At 45.2% G+C, this 25,152-nt stretch carries 31 protein-coding genes; 20 read left to right on the top strand and 11 right to left on the bottom strand.

What is annotated here, in order from left to right; all coding sequences use genetic code 11:
* Window positions 1–12 precede the first annotated feature (12 nt).
* From soxC to mnmH, 16 genes are all read left to right on the top strand, one after another.
* Window positions 13–1,368 carry a sulfite dehydrogenase gene (soxC, locus tag ICN42_RS10010; protein WP_370626031.1) on the top strand — a complete coding sequence of 452 codons (1,356 nt, stop codon included), beginning with the start codon at window positions 13–15 and terminating at the stop codon, window positions 1,366–1,368.
* Window positions 1,352–2,431: a c-type cytochrome gene (locus tag ICN42_RS10005; protein ID WP_216254130.1), complete on the top strand. Its 1,080-nt coding sequence runs from the start codon at window positions 1,352–1,354 to the stop codon at window positions 2,429–2,431. The genes soxC and ICN42_RS10005 overlap by 17 nt, the downstream gene beginning before the upstream one ends.
* A 78-nt stretch (window positions 2,432–2,509) precedes the next feature.
* Entirely contained in the window at window positions 2,510–2,962 is a 453-nt protein-coding gene (gene soxY / locus ICN42_RS10000) for a thiosulfate oxidation carrier protein SoxY (RefSeq protein WP_216254127.1), read from the top strand.
* Between the two features lie 56 nt (window positions 2,963–3,018).
* The gene (gene soxZ, locus ICN42_RS09995; RefSeq protein WP_215297773.1) at window positions 3,019–3,327 is read left to right on the top strand and encodes a thiosulfate oxidation carrier complex protein SoxZ; all 309 of its coding nucleotides are present in this window, start codon (window positions 3,019–3,021) and stop codon (window positions 3,325–3,327) included.
* Between the two features lie 55 nt (window positions 3,328–3,382).
* Complete coding sequence (gene soxA, locus ICN42_RS09990; protein ID WP_216254124.1) at window positions 3,383–4,198, top strand: sulfur oxidation c-type cytochrome SoxA; 816 nt, start codon at window positions 3,383–3,385, stop codon at window positions 4,196–4,198.
* Window positions 4,199–4,217: 19 nt separating this feature from the next.
* A complete protein-coding gene (gene soxX, locus ICN42_RS09985; protein ID WP_216254121.1) occupies window positions 4,218–4,856 on the top strand; it encodes a sulfur oxidation c-type cytochrome SoxX in 639 nt (212 codons plus the stop codon).
* A gap of 46 nt (window positions 4,857–4,902) precedes the next feature.
* Entirely contained in the window at window positions 4,903–6,633 is a 1,731-nt protein-coding gene (gene soxB / locus ICN42_RS09980) for a thiosulfohydrolase SoxB (RefSeq protein ID WP_216254117.1), read from the top strand.
* A gap of 19 nt (window positions 6,634–6,652) precedes the next feature.
* Window positions 6,653–7,081, top strand: coding sequence for a DsrE family protein (locus tag ICN42_RS09975; RefSeq protein ID WP_216254115.1), 429 nt, complete (start codon window positions 6,653–6,655; stop codon window positions 7,079–7,081).
* Between the two features lie 24 nt (window positions 7,082–7,105).
* On the top strand, window positions 7,106–8,053 hold the full coding sequence (locus ICN42_RS09970; RefSeq protein WP_255539354.1) for an MBL fold metallo-hydrolase: 948 nt from the start codon (window positions 7,106–7,108) through the stop codon (window positions 8,051–8,053).
* Window positions 8,054–8,113: 60 nt separating this feature from the next.
* A complete protein-coding gene (locus ICN42_RS09965; protein WP_255539353.1) occupies window positions 8,114–8,428 on the top strand; it encodes a hypothetical protein in 315 nt (104 codons plus the stop codon).
* Window positions 8,429–8,449: 21 nt separating this feature from the next.
* On the top strand, window positions 8,450–9,571 hold the full coding sequence (locus ICN42_RS09960) for a YeeE/YedE family protein (RefSeq protein WP_216254113.1): 1,122 nt from the start codon (window positions 8,450–8,452) through the stop codon (window positions 9,569–9,571).
* Window positions 9,572–9,596: 25 nt separating this feature from the next.
* Window positions 9,597–10,034, top strand: a complete 438-nt coding sequence (locus ICN42_RS09955; RefSeq protein ID WP_216254110.1) for a YeeE/YedE family protein — start codon at window positions 9,597–9,599, stop codon at window positions 10,032–10,034.
* Window positions 10,035–10,037: 3 nt separating this feature from the next.
* A complete protein-coding gene (locus tag ICN42_RS09950; protein ID WP_216254108.1) occupies window positions 10,038–10,469 on the top strand; it encodes a YeeE/YedE family protein in 432 nt (143 codons plus the stop codon).
* A gap of 58 nt (window positions 10,470–10,527) precedes the next feature.
* Window positions 10,528–10,872 carry a TIGR01244 family sulfur transferase gene (locus tag ICN42_RS09945; RefSeq protein ID WP_216254105.1) on the top strand — a complete coding sequence of 115 codons (345 nt, stop codon included), beginning with the start codon at window positions 10,528–10,530 and terminating at the stop codon, window positions 10,870–10,872.
* Window positions 10,873–10,889: 17 nt separating this feature from the next.
* The gene (locus ICN42_RS09940) at window positions 10,890–11,309 is read left to right on the top strand and encodes a thioesterase family protein (protein ID WP_216254103.1); all 420 of its coding nucleotides are present in this window, start codon (window positions 10,890–10,892) and stop codon (window positions 11,307–11,309) included.
* Between the two features lie 8 nt (window positions 11,310–11,317).
* Window positions 11,318–12,391 (top strand): tRNA 2-selenouridine(34) synthase MnmH, encoded by a 1,074-nt coding sequence (mnmH, locus tag ICN42_RS09935; protein WP_216254099.1) that lies wholly within the window; start codon window positions 11,318–11,320, stop codon window positions 12,389–12,391.
* Here the strand turns inward: mnmH and ICN42_RS09930 are convergent.
* Entirely contained in the window at window positions 12,388–13,566 is a 1,179-nt protein-coding gene (locus ICN42_RS09930) for an acyl-CoA dehydrogenase (protein ID WP_216254095.1), read from the bottom strand. The two genes, mnmH and ICN42_RS09930, sit on opposite strands and share 4 nt — an antisense overlap.
* Before the next feature lie 96 nt (window positions 13,567–13,662).
* Between ICN42_RS09930 and ICN42_RS09925 the strand changes: the two genes are divergently transcribed.
* The gene (locus tag ICN42_RS09925; RefSeq protein WP_216254093.1) at window positions 13,663–14,373 is read left to right on the top strand and encodes a queuosine precursor transporter; all 711 of its coding nucleotides are present in this window, start codon (window positions 13,663–13,665) and stop codon (window positions 14,371–14,373) included.
* Window positions 14,374–14,474: 101 nt separating this feature from the next.
* Window positions 14,475–16,082 carry an ABC-F family ATPase gene (locus tag ICN42_RS09920; RefSeq protein ID WP_216254090.1) on the top strand — a complete coding sequence of 536 codons (1,608 nt, stop codon included), beginning with the start codon at window positions 14,475–14,477 and terminating at the stop codon, window positions 16,080–16,082.
* Here the strand turns inward: ICN42_RS09920 and ICN42_RS09915 are convergent.
* The 8 genes from ICN42_RS09915 to ICN42_RS09880 all read right to left on the bottom strand — a co-directional run bounded on the left by ICN42_RS09915 (window position 16,079) and on the right by ICN42_RS09880 (window position 21,601).
* The gene (locus ICN42_RS09915; protein WP_216254087.1) at window positions 16,079–16,336 is read right to left on the bottom strand and encodes a DUF1289 domain-containing protein; all 258 of its coding nucleotides are present in this window, start codon (window positions 16,334–16,336) and stop codon (window positions 16,079–16,081) included. The two genes, ICN42_RS09920 and ICN42_RS09915, sit on opposite strands and share 4 nt — an antisense overlap.
* The gene (locus ICN42_RS09910; protein ID WP_216254085.1) at window positions 16,333–17,505 is read right to left on the bottom strand and encodes a GNAT family N-acetyltransferase; all 1,173 of its coding nucleotides are present in this window, start codon (window positions 17,503–17,505) and stop codon (window positions 16,333–16,335) included. The genes ICN42_RS09915 and ICN42_RS09910 overlap by 4 nt, the downstream gene beginning before the upstream one ends.
* 16 nt (window positions 17,506–17,521) lie before the next feature.
* Window positions 17,522–17,908, bottom strand: a complete 387-nt coding sequence (gene gloA / locus ICN42_RS09905) for a lactoylglutathione lyase (protein ID WP_216254082.1) — start codon at window positions 17,906–17,908, stop codon at window positions 17,522–17,524.
* Window positions 17,909–17,999: 91 nt separating this feature from the next.
* Entirely contained in the window at window positions 18,000–18,794 is a 795-nt protein-coding gene (locus tag ICN42_RS09900; RefSeq protein ID WP_216254079.1) for a peptidylprolyl isomerase, read from the bottom strand.
* Between the two features lie 52 nt (window positions 18,795–18,846).
* On the bottom strand, window positions 18,847–19,131 hold the full coding sequence (locus ICN42_RS09895) for a BolA family transcriptional regulator (RefSeq protein WP_216254076.1): 285 nt from the start codon (window positions 19,129–19,131) through the stop codon (window positions 18,847–18,849).
* Complete coding sequence (locus ICN42_RS09890; protein ID WP_216254075.1) at window positions 19,128–19,676, bottom strand: septation protein A; 549 nt, start codon at window positions 19,674–19,676, stop codon at window positions 19,128–19,130. Before ICN42_RS09890 ends, ICN42_RS09895 begins: the two co-directional genes overlap by 4 nt.
* 26 nt (window positions 19,677–19,702) lie before the next feature.
* A complete protein-coding gene (gene msrB, locus ICN42_RS09885) occupies window positions 19,703–20,116 on the bottom strand; it encodes a peptide-methionine (R)-S-oxide reductase MsrB (protein WP_216254073.1) in 414 nt (137 codons plus the stop codon).
* 18 nt (window positions 20,117–20,134) lie between these two features.
* The gene (locus ICN42_RS09880; protein WP_216254071.1) at window positions 20,135–21,601 is read right to left on the bottom strand and encodes a YdiU family protein; all 1,467 of its coding nucleotides are present in this window, start codon (window positions 21,599–21,601) and stop codon (window positions 20,135–20,137) included.
* A 54-nt stretch (window positions 21,602–21,655) separates the two neighbouring features.
* On the opposite strand from ICN42_RS09880, the gene ICN42_RS09875 reads away from it, so the two are divergent.
* A complete protein-coding gene (locus tag ICN42_RS09875) occupies window positions 21,656–22,138 on the top strand; it encodes a PaaI family thioesterase (RefSeq protein ID WP_216254069.1) in 483 nt (160 codons plus the stop codon).
* 22 nt (window positions 22,139–22,160) lie between these two features.
* Here ICN42_RS09875 and ICN42_RS09870 read toward each other — a convergent pair whose 3' ends face one another.
* Complete coding sequence (locus ICN42_RS09870) at window positions 22,161–23,018, bottom strand: NRDE family protein (protein WP_216254068.1); 858 nt, start codon at window positions 23,016–23,018, stop codon at window positions 22,161–22,163.
* A 27-nt stretch (window positions 23,019–23,045) separates the two neighbouring features.
* The gene (locus tag ICN42_RS09865; protein ID WP_216254066.1) at window positions 23,046–24,053 is read right to left on the bottom strand and encodes a folate-binding protein YgfZ; all 1,008 of its coding nucleotides are present in this window, start codon (window positions 24,051–24,053) and stop codon (window positions 23,046–23,048) included.
* Window positions 24,054–24,072: 19 nt separating this feature from the next.
* Between ICN42_RS09865 and mltG the strand changes: the two genes are divergently transcribed.
* Window positions 24,073–25,149: an endolytic transglycosylase MltG gene (mltG, locus tag ICN42_RS09860; protein ID WP_216254064.1), complete on the top strand. Its 1,077-nt coding sequence runs from the start codon at window positions 24,073–24,075 to the stop codon at window positions 25,147–25,149.
* Window positions 25,150–25,152: the final 3 nt, after the last annotated feature.

The raw sequence follows: 25,152 nt of genomic DNA, 5'->3' as shown, positions 1-25,152 counted from the left end.
GACATCGGTGCTATCGAAAAGCCGGTTAATCGAGCTCGCCTAGTTAAGGCGCCTGAACATTTTATTTCCCAGGAGCTCATTGCCGATATCAATGCTAACGGTCTTGATGAAAACCGTCGCGGTTTCTTGCGCAAGGGGTTTATGTCCGCTCTAGGTGGGGCGACGGCTGGCCTAGTGGCGCCACTTGCTATGGCGACAGGTGAAGGTGATCCAGCTATTTTGGAAAAACAAGAATGGCAGACTACCTTAGGTAAGAACGTGGCAACTATGCCGTATGGCGTGCCATCTATTTATGAATCAAACCTGATTCGTCGTGAGTCTCCTGGTTTAACACGAGTTTCAGCTGCTTCTGTTGCCTTCACACCCCTACAAGGATTATTCGGAACCATCACTCCGAATGGATTGCATTTTGAACGTCATCACCAAGGTTGGTACAACATCAATCCTGAAACACATCGCTTGATGGTAAATGGTTTAGTGAAAAATCCACGTGTTTTCACTATGAATGATTTGATACGCTTGCCTTCAGTTTCTCGTACGCACTTTATTGAGTGTGGTGCTAACACTGGATTAGAGTGGGGCAACGTGGCTGTTCCTACAGTTCAATATACCCATGGCATGCTTTCATGCTGTGAGTTTACCGGTGTACCTTTAAAGGTATTGCTTGAGGAGTGTGGTGCTGATCTCAAAAAAGGCAAGTTCATGCTGGCTGAAGGCGGAGATGGTTCGGGTATGACCCGCACCATTAACCTTGAAAGTTGCCTCAATGACACTATTGTTGCCTGGTCCATGAATGGCGAGATGTTACGCCCTGAAAATGGATTTCCTTTGCGCTTAGTAGTTCCTGGCGTTCAGGGCGTTAGTTGGGTGAAGTGGTTGCGTCGTTTAGAGGTCGGAGATGCGCCATGGAATGCAAAAGATGAGGCAGTTCATTACATCGAGCTCATGCCTAACGGCGATCATCGCCAATATGCATCTATCCAAGAATGCAAATCTGTTATTACCACTCCATCTGGTGGTCAGCAACTGTTGGATAAAGGTTTCTATAACGTCAGTGGTATGGCTTGGTCTGGTCGTGGAAAAATTACACGTGTTGATGTCTCTTTTGATGGCGGCAATAACTGGCGCACAGCTCGTCTTGAAACACCAGTTTTAACTAAGTCCATTACCCGCTTCAATATTGATTGGATTTGGGATGGCTCCCCGGCGATCATGCAATCGAGAGCAATGGATGACACGGGCTACATTCAGCCATCAATCAAGACTCTGCGCAATGTTCGCGGTACTCGATCGATTTATCACAACAATGCAATTCAATCGTGGAAGTTGGATTCAAACGGCGAGGTGAGTAATGTTCAAGTTGGATAAATTCTCTACTCGCTTAGGATTTGTAGCATTCCTCGCTATTGGTGCGCAGCTATCATTTGCCCAACCCAGTTCAGCAAAATTCCCAGGCATTGGCAGAACAGCAACCCCTGCAGAAGTTGCGGCATGGGATATTGATGTGCGTCCTGACTTTAAAGGCCTGCCAAAAGGTTCGGGCTCAGTTGAGCAGGGGCAAGTCATTTGGGAGGCCAAGTGTGCAAGTTGCCACGGCACCTTTGGTGAGTCTAACGAAATCTTTACTCCTATCGCTGGAGGTACAACTAAAGACGATATCAACACTGGTCGCGTTGCTTCACTCAAAGATATGAAGCAGCCGCAACGAACCACCTTAATGAAGGTACCTACAGTATCAACACTGTGGGATTACATCTATCGTGCCATGCCATGGAATGCACCAAGATCTCTTACCCCTGACGATACCTATGCTTTGGTAGCCTTCATCTTGAGTCTCGGAGAAATAGTTCCCGATGATTTTGTGCTGAGCAATACCAATATTGCTGAAGTCAAAATGCCGAACCGTAATGGCATGACTACTAAACATGGTTTCTGGAGTGTGACTGGCAAGCCTGATGTGAATGGCAATGCCTGTATGCATAACTGTGTACCATTTGTCCAAATTGGATCGACGCTACCCGATTTCGCTAGAAATGCGCATAACAATATTGCAGAGCAAAATCGTATGTATGGCCCATATCGCGGTGCAGATACTACTAAACCCCCGCTTAAAGAATTACCTGGCAGCTCAGGCGTAGGCTTGGCTCATGCGGCTGATACGCATTCAGCAAGTACCAAAGGCCCTGCAGTATTGTTTAAAAATGAAAACTGCTCAGCCTGTCATGCTCAAAATACCAAGCTTGTTGGACCGTCGATTGCGGATATTGCCAAGAAATATGAGGGTCAAAGTGGCGCCTTGGATAAGCTAATGGCCAAGGTCAAAGCGGGTGGTGCTGGAGTGTGGGGTTCCATCCCCATGCCGCCCCAGGCGCAGCTTTCGGATGAAGATCGCAAGACTTTGGTATCTTGGATGCTATCTGGCGGAAAATGATTTAAATTGGCTTGTTCATTGAGGGATTTGAAGCAAAATAGCTTATGTTTGTAGGTAAAGATTATTAAAGGAGTTTTTATGAATCAACAGCGTCGCAGTCTATTGAAATATTCAGCAGTATTCGGTCTGATGGCCTCAACCGGGCTTATTAGTGTAGCGCAAGCACAGGAGTGGAACAAGGCGGCATTCGAGGGCAAAAGCTTGGATGACGTTTTTAAAATCCTTGGTGCTGGTACCCCAGACAAATCCTCTGCGGTTACTTTGAATGCTCCTGATATTGCTGAAAACGGTGCAGTAGTGCCAGTCGGCATCGTCACAACGCTAAAAGCTGAACAAATGGCTATTTTGGTTGAAAAGAATCCGAGTGCATTGGCTGCTCAATTCTTCATTCCAGCAGGCACTGACTCTTTTGTAACTACCCGCATCAAGATGGGTCAAACATCGAATGTTTACGCCTTAGTGAAAGCTGATGGCAAGTGGAATATGGCTGTTAAAGAAGTCAAAGTAACGCTTGGTGGTTGCGGCGGTTAATTCCAAGGCAAGCGATAAACACAATATATTTATATACAGAATAAAAGAGGAACAAAATGGCTGATCCAATGCGCGTAAGAGCTGCTGAAAATGGCGGTACTGTAGACGTAAAAATTTTGATGAAACATGATATGGAATCTGGTCAGCGTAAAGATGCTTCCGGTAAGACAATTCCAGCTTGGTTTATTAGCACAATCAACGTAAAAGCTAATGGCAAAGATGTATTGAATGGTCAATTTGGCCCGGCAGTTTCTAAGGATCCGTTCTTGAACTTTAAGTACAAGGGCGCTAAGGGCGACAAGATTACTGTAACTTGGATTGATAGTAAGGGCGACAAGCGTACTGATGAGGCAACTGCTTCTTGATGTTTTTTGCTTTAACAAAATCTTCACCGCCTCCGTGGTTCTGAAAGGGTAGGAAATGCAGCGTAAATTGACCTTAGGGTTAGCTACTGGCTTGGTAGCAACTTTATTAACAATGACATCTTCGGTGTCAGCACAGAAAAGTGCGACAGACGATATTGCTAAATATCGAGAGATGATTGCAGATGGCAACCCTTCTGAACTTTATGAGGCGGCGGGTGAAGATTTATGGAAGAAGCCAGCTGGCCCAAAGAATGCCACTTTAGAAAAATGTAACCTTGGCTTAGGGCCAGGAGTGGTGAAGGGTGCTGCGGCACAATTACCTCGCTATTTCAAGGATACAAATAAGGTCCAGGACCTAGAATCTCGCTTAATGACTTGTATGCAAGTCTTGCAGGGTCGTGATCCCCAGGAGATGATTGATGCCCAATTCCAAAAAGGTCCGAAGAAGGATATGGAAGCAATCGTCGCTTATGTCGTGACTCTTTCAAAGGGTGACAAAATTAAAGTGAGCACGGCTCATCCTAAAGAAAAAGAAATGTATGACTTAGGCAAGCGCGCCTTTTTCTTCGAGGGTGGCCCAATGGACTTCTCCTGCGCTTCATGCCACGGTGAGAATGGCAAGCGCATCCGCTTACAAGACCTTCCAAATATTACGGAGCAAAAGGGTGCCGCTTTAGGCTGGGGCTCTTGGCCAGCCTACCGTGTATCCAGCGGTCAGTTTTGGACAATGCAACAACGTCTAAATGATTGCTTCCGTCAGCAGCGCTTCCCATTCCCTATTTATGGATCCGATGTCACTATCGCTTTGTCTATGTATATGGCGAAGAATGCCAATGGCGGTACTGTTGAAACCCCTGGCTTAAAGCGTTAATTGATAAGAGACCGAGATCATGAAAATTAAACACATCAAACAGCTCTTAACAATCACAGGATTTATTGTTGCCTCTGCTTTAATGCAGTCTTCAGCTGTAGCTCAACAGAAGAATGATCCTAAATTCAGCAAGATGATGCATGACAGTTTTAGGGCTGAAGGCATTGCTGGATTAAATCGCATTGATCAAGATGCTACACAAAAATTCTGTTCCGATCCGCAGTTTGCAGCTAGCAAGCAAGGCCAAGCCATGCGCGAGAAAATCCAGAAGATCAATATGGACTCGATTCAACAGCCGTCTGATGGTAAGTACATTGGCGACTGGAAGAACGGTGAAAAAATTGCCCAAAGTGGTCGCGGTGCGACTTGGACTGATAAGGTGGACACTCCAATTGGTGGAGGTTGTTATAACTGCCACCAAATTGATCCTAAAGAAATCTCCTATGGAAATATTGGTCCATCTTTGACAGGTTATGGGAAATTACGCGGCTACTCCAATGAGGTTGTAACTTACACCTGGAATCGCATCAACAACTCAAAGGCCTATAACGCCTGCAGTAACATGCCGCGATTTGCTCACTTCAAATTGTTAAACGAGCAACAAATCCAAGATGTCATGGCTTTATTGCTTGATCCTGAGTCGCCTGTAAATAAATAACACATTAAAACGGGCCGCAAGGCCTGTTTTCTTAGGGGGAGTTTCCATGTCTTTAAATCGCCGTGAGTTTTTGCAAGCTCTAGCTATCGCTTCTGCAGGCGGTATGAGTTTGCAATCCAATTTTGCTAGCGCTCAGACTACCGCACAAAAATTCTATGATTTACCGAATTTTGGTAACGTGCATTTTCTGCACTTCACAGACTGCCATGCGCAACTTCTGCCAATTTATTTTCGTGAGCCAAATGTTAACTTAGGTATTGGCGCCCAGGAAGGTAAGACACCTCATTTGGTTGGGGAATATTTCCTCAAGGCAAATGGTATTGCTGCGGGTACGCGTGATGCTCATGCATTTACTTATTTAGATTACGTCGCAGCCGCGCAAAATTACGGCAAGATGGGTGGCTTTGCTCATATGGCGACCCTGATTAAGCAAATGAAGGCTGCTCGTCCAGGAGCGTTGTTATTAGATGGTGGTGACACTTGGCAGGGCTCTGCTACAGCGCTTTGGACTAATGGTCAGGATATGGTTGATGCGGCCTTGTTACTAGGTGTTGATGTCATGACTCCCCACTGGGAAATGACTTTAGGTGAAAAGCGGGTCATGGAGATTGTGAATGGCGATTTCAAAGGCAAGGTTTCTTTCATCGCTCAAAATATTAAGACGGCCGATTTTGGTGACTCTGTTTTTAATCCCTACGTCATGAAAGTGCAGAATGGGATTCAAGTGGCCATCATTGGTCAGGCATTCCCATATACGCCGATTGCAAATCCTCGCTATTTCACGCCGGATTGGACATTTGGCATTCAGGAAGAAAATTTACAGAAAACAATTCAAGAAGTACGTGCTAAAGGCGCCAAGGTGGTTGTCTTACTATCCCATAATGGTATGGATGTTGACTTGAAGATGGCATCGCGCGTCAGTGGACTTGATGCAATTATGGGTGGTCATACTCATGATGGCGTACCAATTCCAGTCAAGGTTAAGAATTCTGGTGGAGTAACTTTGGTTACCAATGCAGGCTCCAACAGTAAGTTCTTAGGCGTGCTCGATTTTGATGTTAAGGGTGGCAAGCCAGTTGATTTTCGTTACAAGCTCTTTCCAATCTTTTCGAATATGATTCCAGCCGATCCTGCAATGAATAAGCTGATCGCTAAAATGCGTGCCCCATATGAAACTAAATTGAATGAAAAGCTAGCTACTACAGATAGCCTTTTATATCGTCGCGGTAATTTCAATGGCAGTTTTGATCAATTAATTTTGGATGGATTAATGACTCAGAAGAATGCGGAGATCGCATTTTCGCCTGGCTTCCGCTGGGGTACTAGTTTGTTGCCAGGGCAGGCCATCACTCGTGAGAACCTATTAGATCAAACTGCCATTACCTATCCATACACCACCGTCAACAATATGACTGGTGAAACTATCAAGACTATTCTGGAAGATGTGGCTGATAATTTATTTAACCCGGATCCGTATTACCAGCAGGGTGGTGATATGGTGCGCGTAGGCGGCATGCAATACACGATTGACCCAGGCGCATCGGCCGGTCAACGTATTAGCGATATGCGTCTTAATGGCAAGGATATTGATCCAAATAAGACTTATAAAGTGGCTGGCTGGGCACCTGTTAGTGAAGAGGCGAGGAACCTTGGTGGAGAGCCGATCTGGGATGTGATCGAACGTCATTTACGCGATGTCAAAGTAGTTAAGGCTGTGAAGCTGAATGAGCCAGTGATTAAGGGTGTAAAAAATAATCCAGGAATGGTCTCTCTCTAAAATTTTATTTGAGAAAATAATGAAAAAATTACTTCAGTACTTTGCAGTCACCTGTTTTGCGATTCTTTCTATAACTTCTTATGCTGCAGGTCCTACAGAGGTCGTCTACCATATAGATGATGCTGAGACTCAAGGCATTAAAGGCTTGCGTAATATTCGCAATCATTTAGATACATCACCCCAAACCAAAATTATTGTGGTTACTCATGCCAATGGCGTAGATATTATGATGGAAGGTGCTAAAGATAAAAAGAATGGGATTGAATATGCTCCCCTGGTCGGAGCATTGAAGTCTCGCGGCGTTCGTTTTGAGGTCTGCGAAATAACTCTAAAGAATCGTAATCTCTCTAAAGATCAATTCACTCTTGACACAGACTTCACACCATCTGGTGTTGTTCGAGTTGCCGATCTGCAATACCAAAATCATTTTGCCTATATCAAGCCTTAAGTTATGTCTCTGTCGGGTCTGAAGATGCGCTCTTGCGTAATGTGCACAATGCTTCTCGGCTTCCTTGCTCTATTTGTATTGACAGCCCCAGTTAATGCATCAGACGATTTGCTCTTAAATCCCATTCAGGTTGCACCGCATACCTATTTTGTTCAAGGTCTCCCAGAGATGGGTAGCAGTAAAAATCAAAACTTTATTTCGAATGCTGGTTTTGTCATCACACCTAAAGGTGTCGTGGTTATCGATGCCTTAGGTTCCCCAGCTCTCGCCAAGAAACTCATCGCCGAAATTAAAAAGCTGACCGCTCAAAAGGTGGTTGCTGTGATTGTGACGCACTACCATGCCGATCATATCTATGGCCTTCAAGAGTTTAAGAGCATCGGGGCGAAAATTTATGCGCAGGGAGAGGGTCGAAACTACATCTCCTCTGAAACAGCTAAACAGCGCCTGATTGCTTCTCGGATCGATTTTGCACCTTGGGTTAATGCTTCAACTAAATTAATGTCAGCTGATGTGTGGATAGATCAGGCTTACACGCTGACAATTGGTGGCGTTGAATTTAAGATTTCTAGGGTAGGACCCGCTCACGCCCCTGAGGACTTAATTACTTATGTTCCATCAGAGAAAGTGCTATTTGCTGGAGACCTCGTATTCCGCGGCCGCATTCCTTTTGTGGGCAATGCGGATAGTAAGGGTTGGTTACACGCCTTGGATGAAATTGAGTCATTAAACCCCAGCATCGTTATTCCTGGTCATGGCGCCTATTCAAATAGCCCAATCGTTGATATTCGCTTCACCAGGGATTATTTGCAGTATTTACGTACATCAATGACAAAATCAGCCATCAATATGGATCCTTTTGAGGAAGCCTATCAACAGGTTGATTGGTCAGAATACGAAGGAATGCCCTTGTTTAGGGCTGCAAACCGGATGAATGCTTATAACGTCTACCTCTCAATTCAAGCGGAATAAGGCAGATTTGTCATCTGGGCTTTAAAATAGCTCTTTACTACGCTAAATGACTGATTTCAAATGAAATTACCGCTGATTAGGCTTGCCGGTGCCATTATTGCCGTGTTTGGGCTGAATTTGTCTGCCCATGCCACGCCTGATCTCGTCAATGGAAAGAAGATTGATCAGCAGAAATGCTACGCCTGCCATGCCAAGAAATCGGGCTTTGGTAATGGCGATATGATTTACACGCGCAGCGATAGTAAGGTAAAAAACCTCCAGAATTTAAAGTCCATGGTCGCAATGTGCAACACAGAACTGCGACTTGATCTTTTCCCTGAGGATGAGGCTGATGTAGCAGCCTTTCTCAACAAGCAGTTTTATAAATTTAAATAATTTCAGTAAAGAATTTTGATTATGGATGCGGTAGATATTTCTTCTCTTAGTAAATCAGTTTTATTAGCTACCTTTGCAATTACTTTTTTACTTGGTGCAGTAATGCAAAAAACGGGTTTTTGTAGCATGGGTGCAGTTTCAGATATTTTCATTATGTCTAGCTGGGGTCGCTTGAAGCAATGGTTCCTTGCCATTGGTGTCGCAATCATTGGTTTTACCTTAATGTCTTATTTGGGATTAATTGATCCCTTGAAGAGCATGTATACCGGTAGTAAATTCTTATGGCTTTCTAGTATTGTTGGGAGTACCTTATTTGGATTAGGCATGGTTCTTGCATCAGGTTGTGGTAGCAAAACTCTTGTTCGTATTGGTGGCGGAAATCTCAAGTCTGTCATTGTCTTCATGGTTCTTGGCCTTACTGCCTATATGACCATGAAAGGCTTCCTCGGGGTTATTCGCATCAACACATTAGATTCTGTATTTATTGCGCTGGCTACCCCACAAGATTTGCCGAGTATTTTGAGTTCAATCACTGGTATTGCCCGGAGTCAATTACATCTGGCTCTTGGCTTAATTATCGGCTTTGCTTTTATTGCGTTTGCCCTTGCAGATAAAACCTTTTGGACCTTAGAAAATATTTTTGCCGGCACCTTTGTTGGGCTTGCTATTTGTGCTGTGTGGTGGGTATCAGGTAGCTTAGGCTATGTGGCTGAAGATCCAAACACTTTGGAAGAGGTCTTCCTAGTAACCAACTCTGGACGCATGGAGAGCTTATCCTTTGTTGCCCCTTATGCCTACTCCTTAGACTGGTTGATGATGTATAGCGATACCTCTAAGGTGATTACTGTAGGTATTGCCGCTGTCATTGGGATGATTTCAGGGTCTGCTTACATCGCTATATTCACAAAGTCTTTTCGTTGGGAAAGTTTTCGCAATACAGAGGACACCGCTAATCACTTGATCGGCGCGGCTTTGATGGGGTTCGGTGGGGTTACAGCACTTGGGTGCACGGTCGGTCAAGGACTGAGCGGCATTTCTACCTTGGCAATTGGGTCATTTCTCGCTTTGCCGGGATTTATCTTTGGCGCATACTTAGCACTACGCTATTTGGAATCGCGCAATGCACCTAATCCCTGTAGTTAATACTCTCTAACTTAGACTAAATAATATGCAAATAGATTGGCTAGCTTTCACTCCAGGCCCCGCATTTCTTGGCGGGATCTTATTGGGTGTGGCGGCAGCGTTATATGTCATTCTCCATGGGCGGATACTGGGCATCAGTGGAATCGTATCTGGATTACTCTCACCCAAAGAGGGTGATATCAATTGGCGTCTAAGTCTTTTACTTGGATTATTGAGTGCGCCATTTTGGGCAAGCTTACTCTTTGGTCTTCACGCTACAGCAGTGATTGATGCTGATTGGATTGCTATCATTATTGCTGGTCTACTGGTAGGTTTTGGGACGAGCTATGGTTCTGGCTGTACTAGTGGGCATGGTGTCTGTGGCTTATCCCGTTTATCCCCAAGATCCTTAGTCGCCACCTTATGTTTTATGAGCTCTGGTTTTTTGATGGTGTTTATCACTCGCCATCTACTAGGCCTATAAATGATGAAAAAACATTTCAGTTTCTATAGCCAGTATTTGATTGGCGTCTTATTCGGTTTTGGTCTGATCATTTCCAGTATGAGCAACCCGCAAAAAATTCTTAATTTCCTCGACATCACTGGTAACTGGGATCCATCCTTAATATTTGTGATGGGTGGAGCAATTCTTGTTGGTCTCGGCGGCTTTTATCTGGTCTCCAAGCGTACGGAAGCCTTTTTTGGTGGCGCGCTCCATATTCCAACTCGAAGAGATATATCCAAGCCCTTGGTCATTGGCGGCCTCATTTTTGGGGCAGGGTGGGGGATGGCTGGCTTCTGCCCCGGGCCTGCAATTGTTGCTCTTGGGGCTGGCCACTTGAAGGCTCTAGTCTTCATATTAGCAATGCTTGCTGGCATGTCAATTTGCAATCGCTTCTTTACGGGCCACAAAAAGTAAGTCTGATTTAGAATCTAAGTTATTAGTTTTTAAATACTTTTTATTTTTTGAGGTTGAAATGAGCCTTCCTATAGCTTGTCATACAGATCAGTTCGGTACGCTGGGTCAAATTGATCCAAGCCATTTGGCTGAGATTGTTAAACAGGGTTACAAAAGCGTAATCAATAATCGCCCAGATTTTGAGGGTGGTCCTGATCAACCTACTAACGCCCAAATTCAGGCGCAAGCAGAAGCCCTTGGCTTGAACTACGCCTATTTACCAGTAGTCCCCGGTGCTTTTACACCTGATCAAGTTGTTGAGATGGCACGTTTGCTGAAAACAATGCCTGGCCCCATTTTGGCTTTTTGCCGCTCTGGTGCACGCTCCACAAATTTGTATCAAATGGCCCTCCAAGTTCGCTGATTATTCAGTGAGTACTTATGCGTATTGAGATTCCAGCGGAGAAAAAGTTTGTTCATCAGATGAACATGCCGATTCGTTGGGGCGATATGGATGCCTATGGGCATGTCAACAACACCGTGTATTTTCGTTACATGGAACAGGCTAGAGTGGAGTGGATTACTTCACTCGGATATAGCGTTGCTCCTGGCGAAGAATCCATGTTGATGATCAATGGCTTTTGTAACTTTCACCAGCAGCTTATCTACCCAGGTGAACTAATCTTAAGAACTTACATTGGTAATATTGGCCGTTCAAGTTTGGATGTCTTCACCACGATGGCTTTAACAACAGAGCCAGATTCAATGGCTGCGGTTGGTGGCGCTACGATGGTGTGGGTAAACCTGAAGACAGGTAAATCTTCACCTTGGCCTGATCACGTACTCAATCAGCTACGCTAGGATATTGTTTGCAACCTAGCAATCCTCATATTCTCAACATTGATAAACTAGCATCATCTTTAGGCGAATTTGATGCCATTATTGATGTGCGATCACCAGCTGAATTTGCTTTAGATCACATCCCTGACGCCATTAATCTTCCAGTATTAAGCAACGAAGAGCGCATTGAGATTGGAACTCTGTATAAGCAAGTTTCCCCATTTGCCGCGAAGAAATTAGGTGCTGCTTATGTCTCTCGCAATATTGCTAATCATTTAGAAAATTCTCTCATTGATTTTCCGAGAGAGTGGCGTCCTTTGATTTACTGCTGGCGCGGCGGCGAGCGCAGCGGTGCTTTTACCCATATTCTGAATCGCATTGGCTGGAAGGCTATGCAGTTACAGAGTGGCTACCAAGGCTTTAGACGCATTGTGATTGATGGCCTAGATCAGGCTGCTAAAGATTTTTCTTTCCAAGTGATTGCAGGAATGACTGGAAGCGGTAAGACACGCATTCTTCAGGAGATAGGCGCGCTAGGTCAGCAGATTCTGGATCTTGAGGGTCTGGCTATCCACCGAGGGTCCGTGCTTGGCAATGAACCTAATATTGAACAGCCTACTCAAAAAGCCTTTGAAACTCATTTATGGAATGCGTTTAATTCGCTAGATCCAGCAAAGATTGTTTTTGTAGAATCTGAAAGCAAAAAGGTCGGAGGATTGCATATTCCTGATCCTTTAATGGAGCGCATTCGCGAGGGACAATGCATTGAACTTCGCTCTAGCGCTAATACAAGGGTCTCTTGGCTATTGCGTGAATATCAGCACTTCGTCTCTAACCCGGAGAGCTTTAAACAAAAGCTCAGCTTACTGATATCGCGTTATGGCAAAGTCCAAATTACAAAATGGCATGAGGCAATTGATGCGGGTAATTTTTCGGACTTAGTTGAGGAGTTGCTGGTAATGCATTACGACCCATCGTATCAGTCTTCAATCATTCGAAATTTTCCGAGCTATCAAGAAGATCATTTTGTCGAACTTGAAAACGATAGCGATGAGGCCTTTGCAAAAACTGCAAACGACCTCATCAATAAACTTGGCTATTAACTAAAAGCCTGAATACCAGTTTGTGCGCGACCTAAAATAAGGGCGTGAATATCGTGAGTGCCTTCATAGGTGTTGACTACCTCAAGATTTAGCATATGGCGCACCACACCATATTCATCTGAGATTCCGTTTCCACCATGCATGTCTCTAGCTAGACGCGCAACATCCAAGGATTTACCGCAGGAGTTGCGTTTCATCATGGAGGTAATTTCTGGGGCTGCAATACCTTCATCCTTCATGCGACCCAATCGTAAGCAACCCTGAAGGGCTAAGGTGATTTCAGTTTGCATATCGGCGAGCTTTTTTTGAATGAGCTGATTGGCTGCAAGCGGGCGATCAAATTGCTTGCGATCCATGGTGTACTGACGTGCTGCATACCAACACCATTCGGCCGCACCCAGCGCTCCCCAAGCAATGCCATAACGCGCTGAGTTTAAGCAGGTAAATGGGCCTTTGAGGCCAGTAATTTCAGGGAATTCATTTTCGGCCGGAACAAATACTTCGTCCATCACGATTTCACCAGTAATAGAGGCGCGTAGACCCATCTTGCCGCTGATCTTCGGTGCAGATAAGCCCTTCATGCCTTTTTCGAGAATGAAGCCCCTAATCAGGCCCTCATCATTTTTAGCCCATACAACAAATACATCTGCAATGGGAGAATTAGAGATCCACATCTTAGAGCCAGTTAGGGAGAAACCACCAGGCACTTTTTTAGCTCTGGTGATCATGCCGCCAGCATCCGAGCCGAAGTTAGGTTCAGTCAATCCAAAGCAGCCAATCCACTCACCAGAGGCTAACTTAGGAAGATATTTTTGTTTTTGGGCTTCACTACCGAATTCATTAATTGGAACCATGACTAAGGAAGATTGCACACTCATCATGGAGCGATAGCCGGAGTCAACGCGCTCTATTTCACGAGCGATTAGTCCATAAGATACGTAGTTGAGATTTGCTCCGCCATATTGCTCGGGAATGGTGATGCCCAAGAGGCCAAGTTCACCCATTTCACGAAAGATTGCTGGGTCTGTAGTTTCATTGCGAAACGCATCATGAATGCGCGGCATTAAGCGACCTTGGGCATATTCGGCAGCAGCATCACGCACCATGCGCTCTTCTTCTGTTAGTTGAGTATCAAGGAGTAGGGGGTCTGCCCAATTAAAACTAGCTTTACTCATGGTTCTTAGTCGTCCTGTCTAGGTTTTTTACCTGCATCCAGTAAATTTTCAAGAATGCAGATATTCTTGATTCTATTATCCATTTTTTCTTGACTGATGGACGCACCTAGACGCCACCACCGCTACTACGACCTGATATTGGCAGCCTTTGTCGTGGTTCTGCTGTGCTCCAACTTTATTGGCGCTGGCAAGGCTGCGGTGGTCGACTTGCCCTATTTTGGTAGTGTGACCTTTGGGGCCGGAATCCTTTTTTTCCCGATAGCCTACTTTTTTGGCGATATCTTGACCGAGGTATATGGGTATGCTTATGACCGCCGAGCAGTTTGGGCTGGATTCACCGCCCTTGCATTTGCCGCCATCATGGCTCAAATGGTCATCGCTTTACCGGTCGCACCTGGATCTTATATGGCTAATTACCAGCAGGGCATGGAAATAGTATTTGGCAATTCTTGGCGCGTGGCTCTTGCCTCTATGACTGCTTTTTGGTGCGGTAGTTTTGTCAATAGCTATACGCTGGCCAAAATGAAGATTTTGACCCAAGGACGCTTCCTCTGGATACGAACCATCGGCTCTACCGCTTGTGGGGAGTTGGTGGACTCATCTTTGTTCTATATGTTGGCCTTTTACGGCTTGTGGCCTTTAAATGAGGTCTTGGCAGTAGCTGCCTCTCAATACGTCCTTAAAACTGCCTGGGAGGTTCTGGCAACCCCCTTAACGTACTGGGTAGTAGGTTTTTTGAAGCGCAAGGAAAATCAAGACCACTACGATATTCACACTGATTTCACGCCATTTAAGCTGAAAGTCTAATTTACGGCTTTTTTAGGCGCAAGCCGTTAAAATAACGGTCTTTGATGCAAAACCTGCATCCGCACCCTCGAATTGACCTATCAGAAAGTAAGAATACATCCGTGCTGTCCGCATCTAATATCACTATGCAGTTTGGGGCAAAACCCCTGTTTGAAAACATCTCCGTTAAATTTGGCGGCGGTAATCGCTATGGCTTGATTGGCGCCAATGGTTGCGGTAAATCCACTTTCATGAAGATTTTGGGTGGCGAGCTAGAGCCTAGTAGCGGTAACGTGAGCTTGGATCCAGGCATTCGTTTGGGTAAATTGCGCCAGGATCAATTTGCATACGAAGATCAGCGAGTACTGGACGTAGTGATGATGGGTCACGAAGAAATGTGGAAGGCTGCTGCTGAGCGTGATGCCATTTACGCCAATCCAGATGCTACTGATGAAGATTACATGAAAGCTGCTGAACTCGAAGGCAGTTATGCCGAGTACGGCGGCTATACAGCAGAAGCTAAAGCAGGGGAGTTGTTATTGGGAATTGGTATTCCAATCGAACAACATAATGGCCCGATGAGTAATGTGGCTCCTGGTTGGAAATTGCGTGTGCTTTTAGCGCAGGCTTTGTTTTCTGATCCGGATGTATTGCTTTTGGATGAGCCAACCAATAACTTGGATATTCATTCGATTCATTGGCTTGAAGATATTTTGAATGAAATTAAAAGCACGATTGTGATCATTTCTCACGATCGCCACTTCTTAAATGAAGTGTGTACGCATATGGCTGATATGGACTTCGGAACTTTGAAGGTTTATCCCGGTAACTATGACTCCTATATGTTGGCTTCTGTTCAGGCTCGCGCACAACAGTTAAGTTCGAACGATAAGGCTAAAGAAAAAATTGCTGAACTACAAGCTTTCGTTAGCCGCTTCTCTGCCAATGCTTCAAAAGCACGTCAAGCTACTTCACGTCAAAAGCAATTAGAGAAAATTGAGATTACTGAGATCAAGCCTTCTTCACGTCAGAATCCGTTTATTCGTTTTGACTCTGAGAAGAAATTGCACAATATGGCTGTTGAGTGCAATGCGCTCTCCAAAGCTTTTGATCGTCCTATCTTTAAGAATTTCAAGATCGCTATTCGCGCTGGTGAAAAGATTGCGATTATTGGTCAAAACGGCGCTGGTAAAACAACGTTGCTCAAGACTATTTTGAGCAAACGCTTTAGTGGCATTCAGGCGGATAGTGGTGATGTGAAGTGGGCAGAAAATGCTAACGTCGGCGTTATGCCGCAGGACAATACTGAACTCTTCGCTAAAGATGAAATCCTGATGGATTGGATGAACGAATGGCGCAATACTGGTGACGATGATCAAGTCATTCGTGGCACTTTAGGTCGACTCTTGTTCTCTGGCGATGACATTGGTAAGTCTGTCAAAGTTCTTTCTGGTGGCGAGAAGGGGCGCATGATATGGGGTAAGTTGATGCTGCAAAAGCACAATGTACTTGCGATGGATGAGCCAACCAATCACATGGATATGGAGTCTATTGAGAGCTTACAAATTGCGCTTGAGAAATACGAAGGTACTTTGATTTTTGTCTCCCATGACCGTGAATTTGTTTCGGCTCTAGCTAATCGCATCCTGGAAGTCAAGATGGATGGAACGATTACTGACTACTCTGGAACCTACGAAGAATATCTACGTAGCCAAGCTTTAGCTGGCTAAGTATTTTCTTTGGCTTGACGTTGGAAGCGCATTGCAGTGCCATCTGCACGAATGCGTTTCCATACCAAATCTTTTTCTTCCTGACTAAAGAAGACCCAATTACTGACTTCGCCTAGAGTGCGACCACAACCCTGGCAGATTTCGTCATATAGCGTGGTGCAGACCCCGATACAGGGTGAGTCAGAGGCGTCATCTCCAACTGCTAAAGAATTGGCTCCAGCTTGCTCTGGCGCATTGTTATTGGATACGGTCATGCCAGTACTTTAGACGATTTCAAGGGAATGTGTTGCTCGAGCTCATCAACATACGCCGCCATACCTTCATGCTCACGTTCTAGAAAACGTTTCACTGCACCAGCAAACCCTGGATCCGCTATCCAATGGGCGGATTGCAGTGTCGTAGGCAAAAAACCTCTAGCCATTTTGTGCTCCCCTTGAGCGCCGCCCTCAAATATTGCTATACCTTCTTTGATGCAATATTCAATTGCTTGGTAGTAGGCTAATTCAAAATGCAGGCAGGGGATATGTTCGATAGCACCCCAATAACGTCCATATGCTTTTGAATTTAGTTGATCCACTACTAGCAAAGAAGAGGCAATTGCAATTTCATTGCGGTAAGCAATAATTAAATGAAGATTTTCAGGCATGCTTGTCCCAAGCATTTGAATGCACTCTTCAGTTAAGTATGGTGATGAATGATGCTCGATATAGGTATTTTCATAGCAGCGATAAAAGAAAGCCCAATCATCTGCCGTTGCGATTGCCCCTGAAACATGTCGATAAGTAATTAGCTGGCTGGCAACGGATGCTCGCTCTCGCCGAATATTCTTTCGACGCTTCATTGTTAAGGCCTGAAGAAATTGCTCAAAATCCTGATATCCCTGGTTATGCCAGTGAAACTGGACTGAATCACGCAGCATAAATCCTTGCTTCTGAAGCTCCTCTAGTTCGCGATTCTCCGGAAAGAGCACATGAGCTGAGGAGAGTGCATTTTGAGTAACTAGCGCTTTTAAACCAGCAATCAAGATCTCTTGAATTTCACTTTGATCGGAGGTTGGTGAAACAAGTAGTCTTGGGCCGCGAACTGGCGTAAAGGGAATGGCTGAAAGTGCCTTTGGGTAATAAGTCATATTGTTTTGCTCATAGGCCTGCGCCCATGCCCAATCAAATACAAACTCTCCGTAAGAGTGTTGCTTTAGGTAAAGCGGCATAGCTCCGAGAAGTCTTGACTCAGCGTCTTCGGCCAATAAGTGAGCCACTTGCCACCCAGTTTTACCGCCTACACAGCCTGATTTTTCTAAAGTATTTAGAAACGCATACTTCAAAAAAGGTCCAGCATCTAGGGCTAGTAGGGCATTCCAATCGACCTCAGAAATCTCTGAAAGACTATGAATAACTCGAAGTTGGATGGCATTTTGTATCAACTGTAGAAGAGGAAATTCAGTGTTGAATTAACTCAATCTTGTAACCGTCTGGATCAGTAACGAATGCGATGATAGTATCACCACCCATAACTGGACCAGCTTCTCGAGTGACATTGCCACCGGCCGACTTGATCTTCTCGCAAGCAGCATAGGCGTCAGGAACGCTGATCGCAATATGTCCATAAGCACTACCTAGGTCATAGCTATCAACACCATGGTTATAGGTGAGCTCAATCTCAGATTGCCCATCTGCATTCCCTTTTCCAAAGCCCACAAATGCCAAGGTATATTTTTGCTCCGGACGCTCGGTAGTACGAAGCAAGTTCATTCCTAGAACTTCTGTATAAAAATGAATTGAGCGAGTCATATTGCCGACTCTGAGCATGGTATGGAGAATCATCATTCCGTAAATATAAAGCTAAACATGGTTTCTCGTTGGACAAGAAAAAACCCAGGGGGTAGGCCTGGGTCTGAAGACTTGAGCAACTTGTGCTTTATTGGATCTTTGCCTTAGAACGGAGCTTTTGCATTAGTTCAGAAAATTTAGCTTTTTGCCAATTTTGATCTGCTGTGATCATCTGCTTCAACTGATCCTTGATTTCTTCCATGCTAGGCGCCTTCACATCGCGCACGTCATCCAATTTGATAATGTGCCAGCCATATTGTGTCTTTATTGGTTTGTCAGTGATTTGACCTTTTTTGAGTTGTACCATCGCCTTAGAGAATTCCGGCACGAGCGCTTTATCGCTTACCCAACCAAGATCTCCGCCATTTGGAGCTGAGCCAGGGTCTTTAGACTTTTCTTTGGCGATTTGCTCGAAGTTGCCACCAGCCTTAACTTGGGCAATGATGGCTTTAGCATCAGATTCCTTTTCCACGAGAATATGCTCTACGTGATACTCCTTACCAGTGTAGTGTGCTTTGACTTGCTCGTAGGCCGCCTTCAGTTCAGACTCCGCAACACCTTCTTTTTCTACGTAATCTTCAAAGACAGCTGCAATCAAAATACCCATCTTGGATTGTTCGAGTTGCTCGCGTACTGATTCCTTTTGCATAACACCGCGATTATTGGCTTCTTGCAAAATAAGCTCACGAGTGACCAACATTTCTCTCGCCTGATCTCGTACTTGAGGATTATCCGGTTGATTGGATTTTTGAACCAATTTATCCAGCTGGGCTTTTGGGATTGCTTTGCCATTCACAATGGCAGCATTTTGCGCACATACAGCCGAGGAGAGAAATGCGGCAGTAAAAGCGCTAATAGTTAGAATTTGACGTGAGTTCAACATGGGCTAGTAAATATCAATAAGGGGTAAAAGGCAATCTTAAATCAATCTGCGGCTAATTGGTGCTTTCACTAGGTGTGAACGCCAAGATAGTAAGCGCATGGATAGCGGCAGGGAAGTGGCTGTTTAAGGCGCTGTAGATCGCCCTATGACGGGCTACCTTAGTCATCCCTTCAAATTCTGGAGCAGTGATGGTGAGTTTGAAGTGACCGCCGCCTGAAGCTGCTCCGGCATGGCCTGCATGGAGATGGCTTTCATCCTCTATATTTAATTGGACTACTTGAAATGCAGACCTTAAATCGGTCTCAAATAGCTTAATTCGATCTTGATTAATGCTCATTCTGCGGGGTGCTCCATATGGCGACTTAACCAAACGCCCTGAAGGATGACAAAGACCACTAGCAATCCTGTGCTGCCAAATAGCTTGAAGTTAACCCATGTTTCTTCTGAGAACTCAAAGGCAATGTAGAGGTTGAGAGCCCCCATAAAGAAAAAGAATAACGCCCAAGCCATATTTACTTGATGCCAAACAGATTTAGAGCTGTGCTCTTTCAGGGTGATTTGCTTGCCCATTAATACTTGAATCCAATTCTTTTGGAAGAATTGGGCGCTGATAAATAGAGCGCCTGAAAACAACCAGTAAAGAGCAGTTGGCTTGAGCTGAATAAATGTTTTATCGTGCAAGAAAATAGTGAGGCTACCAAAGACCAGAATCATTACAAGGCTAACCCATTGCATTGCATCGATCTTGCGATGTCGGTAATAGACCCATAAGATCTGTCCGATAGTGGCAACCATGGCTACGATGGTTGCGGTATAAATATCGCCAAATTTAAAGGCGATAAAAAAGAGGATGATGGGAAAGAGGTCGAAGAGAAATTTCATGCGTTGATTATCCAGCTATTTAAGAATTATTCTGTTTTATTAGGAGCGGCATTTTCAGACGGTTCAAATTTCAAAGATGCGGAGTTGATGCAGTACCTTAGCCCCGTGGGTTGCGGCCCATCATCAAATACGTGCCCTAAATGTGCATCGCATTTAGTGCAGCGCACTTCGGTGCGAATCATCCCATGTGAGGCATCTCGAATTTCAGTAATTGCCGCATCCTTATCTGCCGCGTTATAGCTAGGCCAGCCACAACCAGCATCAAACTTTGTGGAAGAATTAAATAAGGGGGTGTCGCAGCAGACACAACGATATTGACCATTCGCCCAATGGTCCCAGTACTCTCCAGTAAAAGGTCTCTCGGTCGCAGCCTCACGCGTCACTCGGTATTGAATATCGTTGAGTGAGTTTTTATATTCTTGATCTGTTTTTTTAGTCATGGCAGTAAGGGTCTGTGGTTATGAGGAGCAACTAACTGAAACGCGTTGCATATCAATGGGCGGTGGCTTTGAGTAATGATCAAAGTCTTCCTGCTCATCAAAAGGCTGACTCAGTATTTGCTGCAATTTTTGGATTTCGGAAAAATCATCTTGCTGGGCTTTTTCTATCGCATCCTGAGCTAAATGATTTCTGAGAATGTACTTGGGGTTAATCTGGTTCATCAGTGCTTTTCTAGCGCCATCACTGATGGTCTCAGATTGAAGTCTCACTAGGTAGTCGGCAAACCATTTCTCAATATTTGGACGATCAATAAAATCATTTCTTTGCATGATTTCTGTTGGCATGGAATCTTTCTTAAGATCACCAAGGCCACGAAAGAAGCTAGTGAAGTCCACCTGAGAATCATGCATTGCCTGCAGCAGGCGTTCAATTAAGGCAACATCGCCATCCTGCTGCGACTGTAAACCTAACTTTCGGCGAAATAACTGTTGCCACTCTCTCGCGTAGATAACAGAAAAGTCCTCCAAAGCGGAGCGTAAGAGTGCCTGTGATTCCTCTGAGGAATATTCAAGTTCGAGTAGCGGTAGCATTGCACTAGCGAGGCAGGCCATGTTCCAATGCATCACTTGTGGCTGGCGTTGATAAGCATAACGACCGCCATGATCACTGTGATTGCAGATATGGTCGATTTCAAAATGATCTAGAAATCCAAAAGGGCCATAGTCAATAGTGAGCCCTAGAGCGCTGATGTTATCGCTATTTAAAACGCCATGACAAAATCCCACCGATTGCCACTGGGCAACTAATTTGGCATTGCGCGTACTAATTTCTTTGAATAAATTTAAATAGGGATCTTTTCCAGGGCTGCACTCTGGATAGAACTCGGAAATTAGTAGGTCTGCCAATTCTTTTAGGCGAACAACATTCTGTAGTGACGCAAAATGTTCGAAATGACCGATGCGAATAAAGCTTGGAGCAATTCGAGAACACACGGCTGCCGTTTCCATAGTTTCTCGTCTAACCGCTTGTTTTGATCCCACTACTGCAAGTGCGCGGCTCGTGGGTATTCCTAGTGCATGCATTGCTTCGCTACACAGAAACTCACGTATAGATGACCTTAAGACTGCTCTACCATCACCCATTCTGGAGTATTGCGTTCTACCAGCCCCCTTTAATTGAAGCTCCAATCCATTGATATCGCCCAGCAGAATGGCGCGACCATCGCCCAATTGACCTGCCCACACTCCAAACTGATGCCCGCTGTAGACCGTTGCAATAGGGTCTGAAAATTTGGTTTGACCTGCATCCAATTGGTTGCCGGCCAATACCTCTAGCCAAGAAGCCTCAATAGGAAGACCGTCGCGTCCCGTCTCTAGCTTGATTAGTTCGGCTGCAGAAGCTGAAAATGCAACCCAATAAGGATTCGGTATCGGGGAGGGTTGGGTAATCTGGCAGACATCGTCGCCGCGAAGGGTAAAAGGCATATTTGTATTCTATGGGTAATTCACAACCGTCGCAGAAGCATCTAAAATGCCCCTATGACAAATAAAGTACAACTGAATGCGGCAACTCAGCTTGCCAATCTGGGCGAGGAACTCAATGTCCCATTTTTGAAACTACTGGGCGTGCGATGCATCAGCGCTGAAATGGGTAAAGGTGAAATACTCCTGGCCCTCAAGCCCGAGCATACGAATACTTGGAATGTAGCTCATGGTGGAGTCTTGCTCACCCTAATGGATGTTGCTATGGCAGTTGCTGCTCGCTCTGGAGATCCTGGCGATCGTAGCGTTGTCACCGTTGAGATGAAAAACAACTTTATGCAGGCTGCAAACGGTATCTTGCGCGTAAAGGCCGATACAGTGCGTCGCACAGCCACGATGGCCTTTTGTGAGGCCAAGCTATACAACGATCAAGGTGAGATCTGCTGTATGGCGACAGGCACGTTCCAGTTTCTAAAGAGGCTGGCTACCAAAGATGCGAATGGTGAACGAGTGGTGAACGAGGACTCGCGTCAGAAGTAATGCTTTACCGTGTACCGAGTCCTTAAACCGAGAGATTTGATCCAGGGGCGGCGCTCAGTTCTCCAGTGACTACATCATGGCCTACGGTGCCGTTTGCATCAAATCGTCTTTCCACCATCTCAAACTGTCCGTCTTTTCGAACACGCAAAATCGTACTTGATCGCGTTCCATAAGAAGGTGTCTTAATAAATGCGGCAGATAAGGCTTTTTCCCAATCTGGATTAACGCCTGTACTGGGTAGCTCCTGAGGGCTTGCTTCATGGGCATCAGCCAAAACGCGCAAATAGTGATCTGAGTTTTTAAGTTGGCCACTATCCATCGCCAATGTTTGAGCAAACGCGGCTACCCGATGATTGACTTTAGGCCATGGGGTGTCAAGCATTGCGTTTGATAAGCCATACACTCCGGGACTCAATGCTTGCTCCGGAAATATTTTTCTTGGGCGAATATTTTGTCCCATCATGAGGCGATTGCTGACCCAGTGCATTTCGGCATTCTCTGGATCGCTAAGATCTGCCATTAGCAAATTAAAGCCGTTGTATTGCTCAAACCGTTTAGCATTTTCCTGAATGTAATCATGCGGCTTTTGATTACCCGTAAGGTAACGCAGGCTCAGTTCACCACGAGTTCGCGCATCGGGATTCTTTTCACTTGGTGCCCTGACATTCGTCAATGCAGAAAAGCGACCTGTCTTGGTAAAACCAAGCCAAGTTCCTGGACTGCCCAACACATCTGCCCGGTCTTTTCCGGCTAATAGATGAGGGTGTTCTGGCCACCATCCCATGGGATCAGTATCTCGCTCATAAAATTCGTCTCGATTCGCCGCAACTACCAAAGGGTAGTCTGGATGTGACTTCCATGCGAAGAGAATTAGGCACATAAGAAAATGAATGAAACGATAGTGAAATTAAATTTCTAACAAAGGGTAGGGCAGTAGATCTATTTTTAACACAGGGCCATCACTCGTGCCTAAATGAATTTCTCCAGCCTCAAGCGCATCTAACTTGCACTCAATCTGAAGATCAATGCGATCTGTATGTTCTGGATTAATAGCTGCAAGCACTACCAGACCGCATGGCTGGTCAGCATCGCCCGGTTGAAACAGCTCCACGCCAGGTTTAGCAAGCTCTAAGGCGGATGCACTTGAACTGGAGTGTGCTAGTTGTAGCCTACGCTTTACCGCACCGCGATATTGGCTCCGGGCAACTATTTCTTGGCCCGGATAGCAACCTTTTTTGAAATCGACGCCCGCTACAGACTCAAAATTAATCATCTGCGGAACAAATTGCTCTTGTGTGGCTAGAACAATTCTAGGAATTGCACTGAATACCTCTAAAGAATTCCACTGCTTGAGTGCAGACTCATCAATCGATGATTGACTTATCTCCGACTTCTTTTGCGCGATGAGGGTACGTTTAAAGGATTGATTCTCGGTGAGCACATCCGGCATACGCAATGAGATAGTGCCTTGGTGTTGAGTGATGGATTCTTCATCTTCCTCAGTTTGATAGCTGCCAAAAACTTCCCATTCGCTTGAGGCATCTAGCACTTTTACTTTTGAGCGCAGCACGTACATCGAGAGGCGTTTAGCAGTGCTGGCAGCGATATCTTTGGAGATAAATAGGGCAAATCGATCTTCTGCATCAATAGATTCTGGAAATAAGCCAATCCATGCGCTCGCCAAAAGACGACCTTTAGGGTTGCAATAACCAACCAATCTAACCGAATCCGATCCCTGTGCAATACCACCCAATGGGGTTCGCTTGAGACCAAGCACAGAGTTACTTAATTGACTTTGAAGAAGGGTGGCGGCATCAGGCCCTTCAACTAGGATCAAACCCCAATCGTTTAGTGGGGTAAATCCGTGGGTCAGGCTGGTGGAGGGCATTTGCTTGTTTTCTGGTCTTGGGGTCATGAGCTTTTATCATAGCTCTATGAGCAGAAAATTTCAGAGAAGAACTCTTTTTATAAAGCATTCAAATAATAGGTCATGGAAATCCTATGCGCTCTACCTGTTTGCCTTTCTAGTATTTTTATATGGCGCCATCTTTTTATGGCCCGTGGTGCCCGCTGCCTCCAATATGGCAGAAGCCGCCTCATACAAAGTGAAGATTGCTCCTCAATCCGGCCTATCAGCCATTTCAGGTCAGCTAGCAGAGCAGGGTGTGTCGGTCAATATACTGACCTTTCAGGTTGCAGCAAGAGCACTTTTTGTAGGCTCAAAGCTAAAGCCGGGCACCTATCTTTTGTCGCCTCGTGCCAGCTTAGGAAATATCTTGCTACAAATAGCTCGTGGCGATCGGATTCGCGAGAGTGTAGCCATCATTCCAGGCATGACCATATGGCAACTCAGGAGCTTGATTGACAATCACCCAGCCCTGATTCATCAGACTAAAGGGATGGGCTCTAAGGAGTTGTTGCAGGCTATTGGCCTTTCTTATCCTGGTTTGGAGGGGCTTTTCTATCCGGATACCTATATCTTCGATCCAGATGACTCCGATATTTCCATCTATCGAAGAGCGTCGCAAGCCATGCAAAAGCAACTTACAGCGGCCTGGGAGCAAAAAGAGGCCGTATCGCCTTTAAAAACCCCTTACGATCTTCTTGTATTGGGCTCAATAGTCGAAAAGGAGACGGGGCGCTCTAGTGACCGATCCCTTGTTGCCGCAGTCTTTGTCAATCGCCTCAAGATCAATATGCCATTACAGACAGATCCAACGGTGATTTACGGTATTGGCCCTAATTTTGACGGTAATCTCCGAAAAACAGATTTACGTAAAGACAGTCCCTACAATACTTATATGCACAAAGGTTTGCCACCAACGCCAATCGCTATGCCGAGTAAGGAATCCTTACAGGCGGTGATTCATCCAGCAAATAGTGAGGCAATTTATTTTGTGGCTCGTGGTGATGGCGGTAGCCATTTTTCCAAAACATTAAAAGAGCATGAAAATGCTGTTGATCAGTTTCAACGCAAACGCAATACTCCCAATAAATCGAACTCACTGTAATTG

The organism is Polynucleobacter sp. 71A-WALBACH, from assembly GCF_018882365.1.
GTDB lineage: Bacteria > Pseudomonadota > Gammaproteobacteria > Burkholderiales > Burkholderiaceae > Polynucleobacter.
This window is presented reverse-complemented; position numbering and strand designations above follow the sequence as displayed.

Bases quoted from the DNA above. Each gene is read 5' to 3' on its own strand.
- ICN42_RS10005 (WP_216254130.1), top strand. From the start codon at position 1,352: ATGTTCAAGTTGGATAAATTCTCTACTCGCTTAGGATTTGTAGCATTC.
- soxY (WP_216254127.1), top strand. From the start codon at position 2,510: ATGAATCAACAGCGTCGCAGTCTATTGAAATATTCAGCAGTATTCGGT.
- soxZ (WP_215297773.1), top strand. From the start codon at position 3,019: ATGGCTGATCCAATGCGCGTAAGAGCTGCTGAAAATGGCGGTACTGTA.
- soxA (WP_216254124.1), top strand. From the start codon at position 3,383: ATGCAGCGTAAATTGACCTTAGGGTTAGCTACTGGCTTGGTAGCAACT.
- soxX (WP_216254121.1), top strand. From the start codon at position 4,218: ATGAAAATTAAACACATCAAACAGCTCTTAACAATCACAGGATTTATT.
- soxB (WP_216254117.1), top strand. From the start codon at position 4,903: ATGTCTTTAAATCGCCGTGAGTTTTTGCAAGCTCTAGCTATCGCTTCT.
- ICN42_RS09975 (WP_216254115.1), top strand. From the start codon at position 6,653: ATGAAAAAATTACTTCAGTACTTTGCAGTCACCTGTTTTGCGATTCTT.
- ICN42_RS09970 (WP_255539354.1), top strand. From the start codon at position 7,106: ATGCGCTCTTGCGTAATGTGCACAATGCTTCTCGGCTTCCTTGCTCTA.
- ICN42_RS09965 (WP_255539353.1), top strand. From the start codon at position 8,114: ATGAAATTACCGCTGATTAGGCTTGCCGGTGCCATTATTGCCGTGTTT.
- ICN42_RS09960 (WP_216254113.1), top strand. From the start codon at position 8,450: ATGGATGCGGTAGATATTTCTTCTCTTAGTAAATCAGTTTTATTAGCT.
- ICN42_RS09955 (WP_216254110.1), top strand. From the start codon at position 9,597: ATGCAAATAGATTGGCTAGCTTTCACTCCAGGCCCCGCATTTCTTGGC.
- ICN42_RS09950 (WP_216254108.1), top strand. From the start codon at position 10,038: ATGAAAAAACATTTCAGTTTCTATAGCCAGTATTTGATTGGCGTCTTA.
- ICN42_RS09945 (WP_216254105.1), top strand. From the start codon at position 10,528: ATGAGCCTTCCTATAGCTTGTCATACAGATCAGTTCGGTACGCTGGGT.
- ICN42_RS09940 (WP_216254103.1), top strand. From the start codon at position 10,890: ATGCGTATTGAGATTCCAGCGGAGAAAAAGTTTGTTCATCAGATGAAC.
- ICN42_RS09930 (WP_216254095.1), bottom strand. From the start codon at position 13,566: ATGAGTAAAGCTAGTTTTAATTGGGCAGACCCCCTACTCCTTGATACT.
- ICN42_RS09925 (WP_216254093.1), top strand. From the start codon at position 13,663: ATGGACGCACCTAGACGCCACCACCGCTACTACGACCTGATATTGGCA.
- ICN42_RS09915 (WP_216254087.1), bottom strand. From the start codon at position 16,336: ATGACCGTATCCAATAACAATGCGCCAGAGCAAGCTGGAGCCAATTCT.
- gloA (WP_216254082.1), bottom strand. From the start codon at position 17,908: ATGATGATTCTCCATACCATGCTCAGAGTCGGCAATATGACTCGCTCA.
- ICN42_RS09900 (WP_216254079.1), bottom strand. From the start codon at position 18,794: ATGTTGAACTCACGTCAAATTCTAACTATTAGCGCTTTTACTGCCGCA.
- ICN42_RS09895 (WP_216254076.1), bottom strand. From the start codon at position 19,131: ATGAGCATTAATCAAGATCGAATTAAGCTATTTGAGACCGATTTAAGG.
- ICN42_RS09890 (WP_216254075.1), bottom strand. From the start codon at position 19,676: ATGAAATTTCTCTTCGACCTCTTTCCCATCATCCTCTTTTTTATCGCC.
- msrB (WP_216254073.1), bottom strand. From the start codon at position 20,116: ATGACTAAAAAAACAGATCAAGAATATAAAAACTCACTCAACGATATT.
- ICN42_RS09880 (WP_216254071.1), bottom strand. From the start codon at position 21,601: ATGCCTTTTACCCTTCGCGGCGACGATGTCTGCCAGATTACCCAACCC.
- ICN42_RS09875 (WP_216254069.1), top strand. From the start codon at position 21,656: ATGACAAATAAAGTACAACTGAATGCGGCAACTCAGCTTGCCAATCTG.
- ICN42_RS09870 (WP_216254068.1), bottom strand. From the start codon at position 23,018: ATGTGCCTAATTCTCTTCGCATGGAAGTCACATCCAGACTACCCTTTG.
- ICN42_RS09865 (WP_216254066.1), bottom strand. From the start codon at position 24,053: ATGACCCCAAGACCAGAAAACAAGCAAATGCCCTCCACCAGCCTGACC.
- mltG (WP_216254064.1), top strand. From the start codon at position 24,073: ATGAGCAGAAAATTTCAGAGAAGAACTCTTTTTATAAAGCATTCAAAT.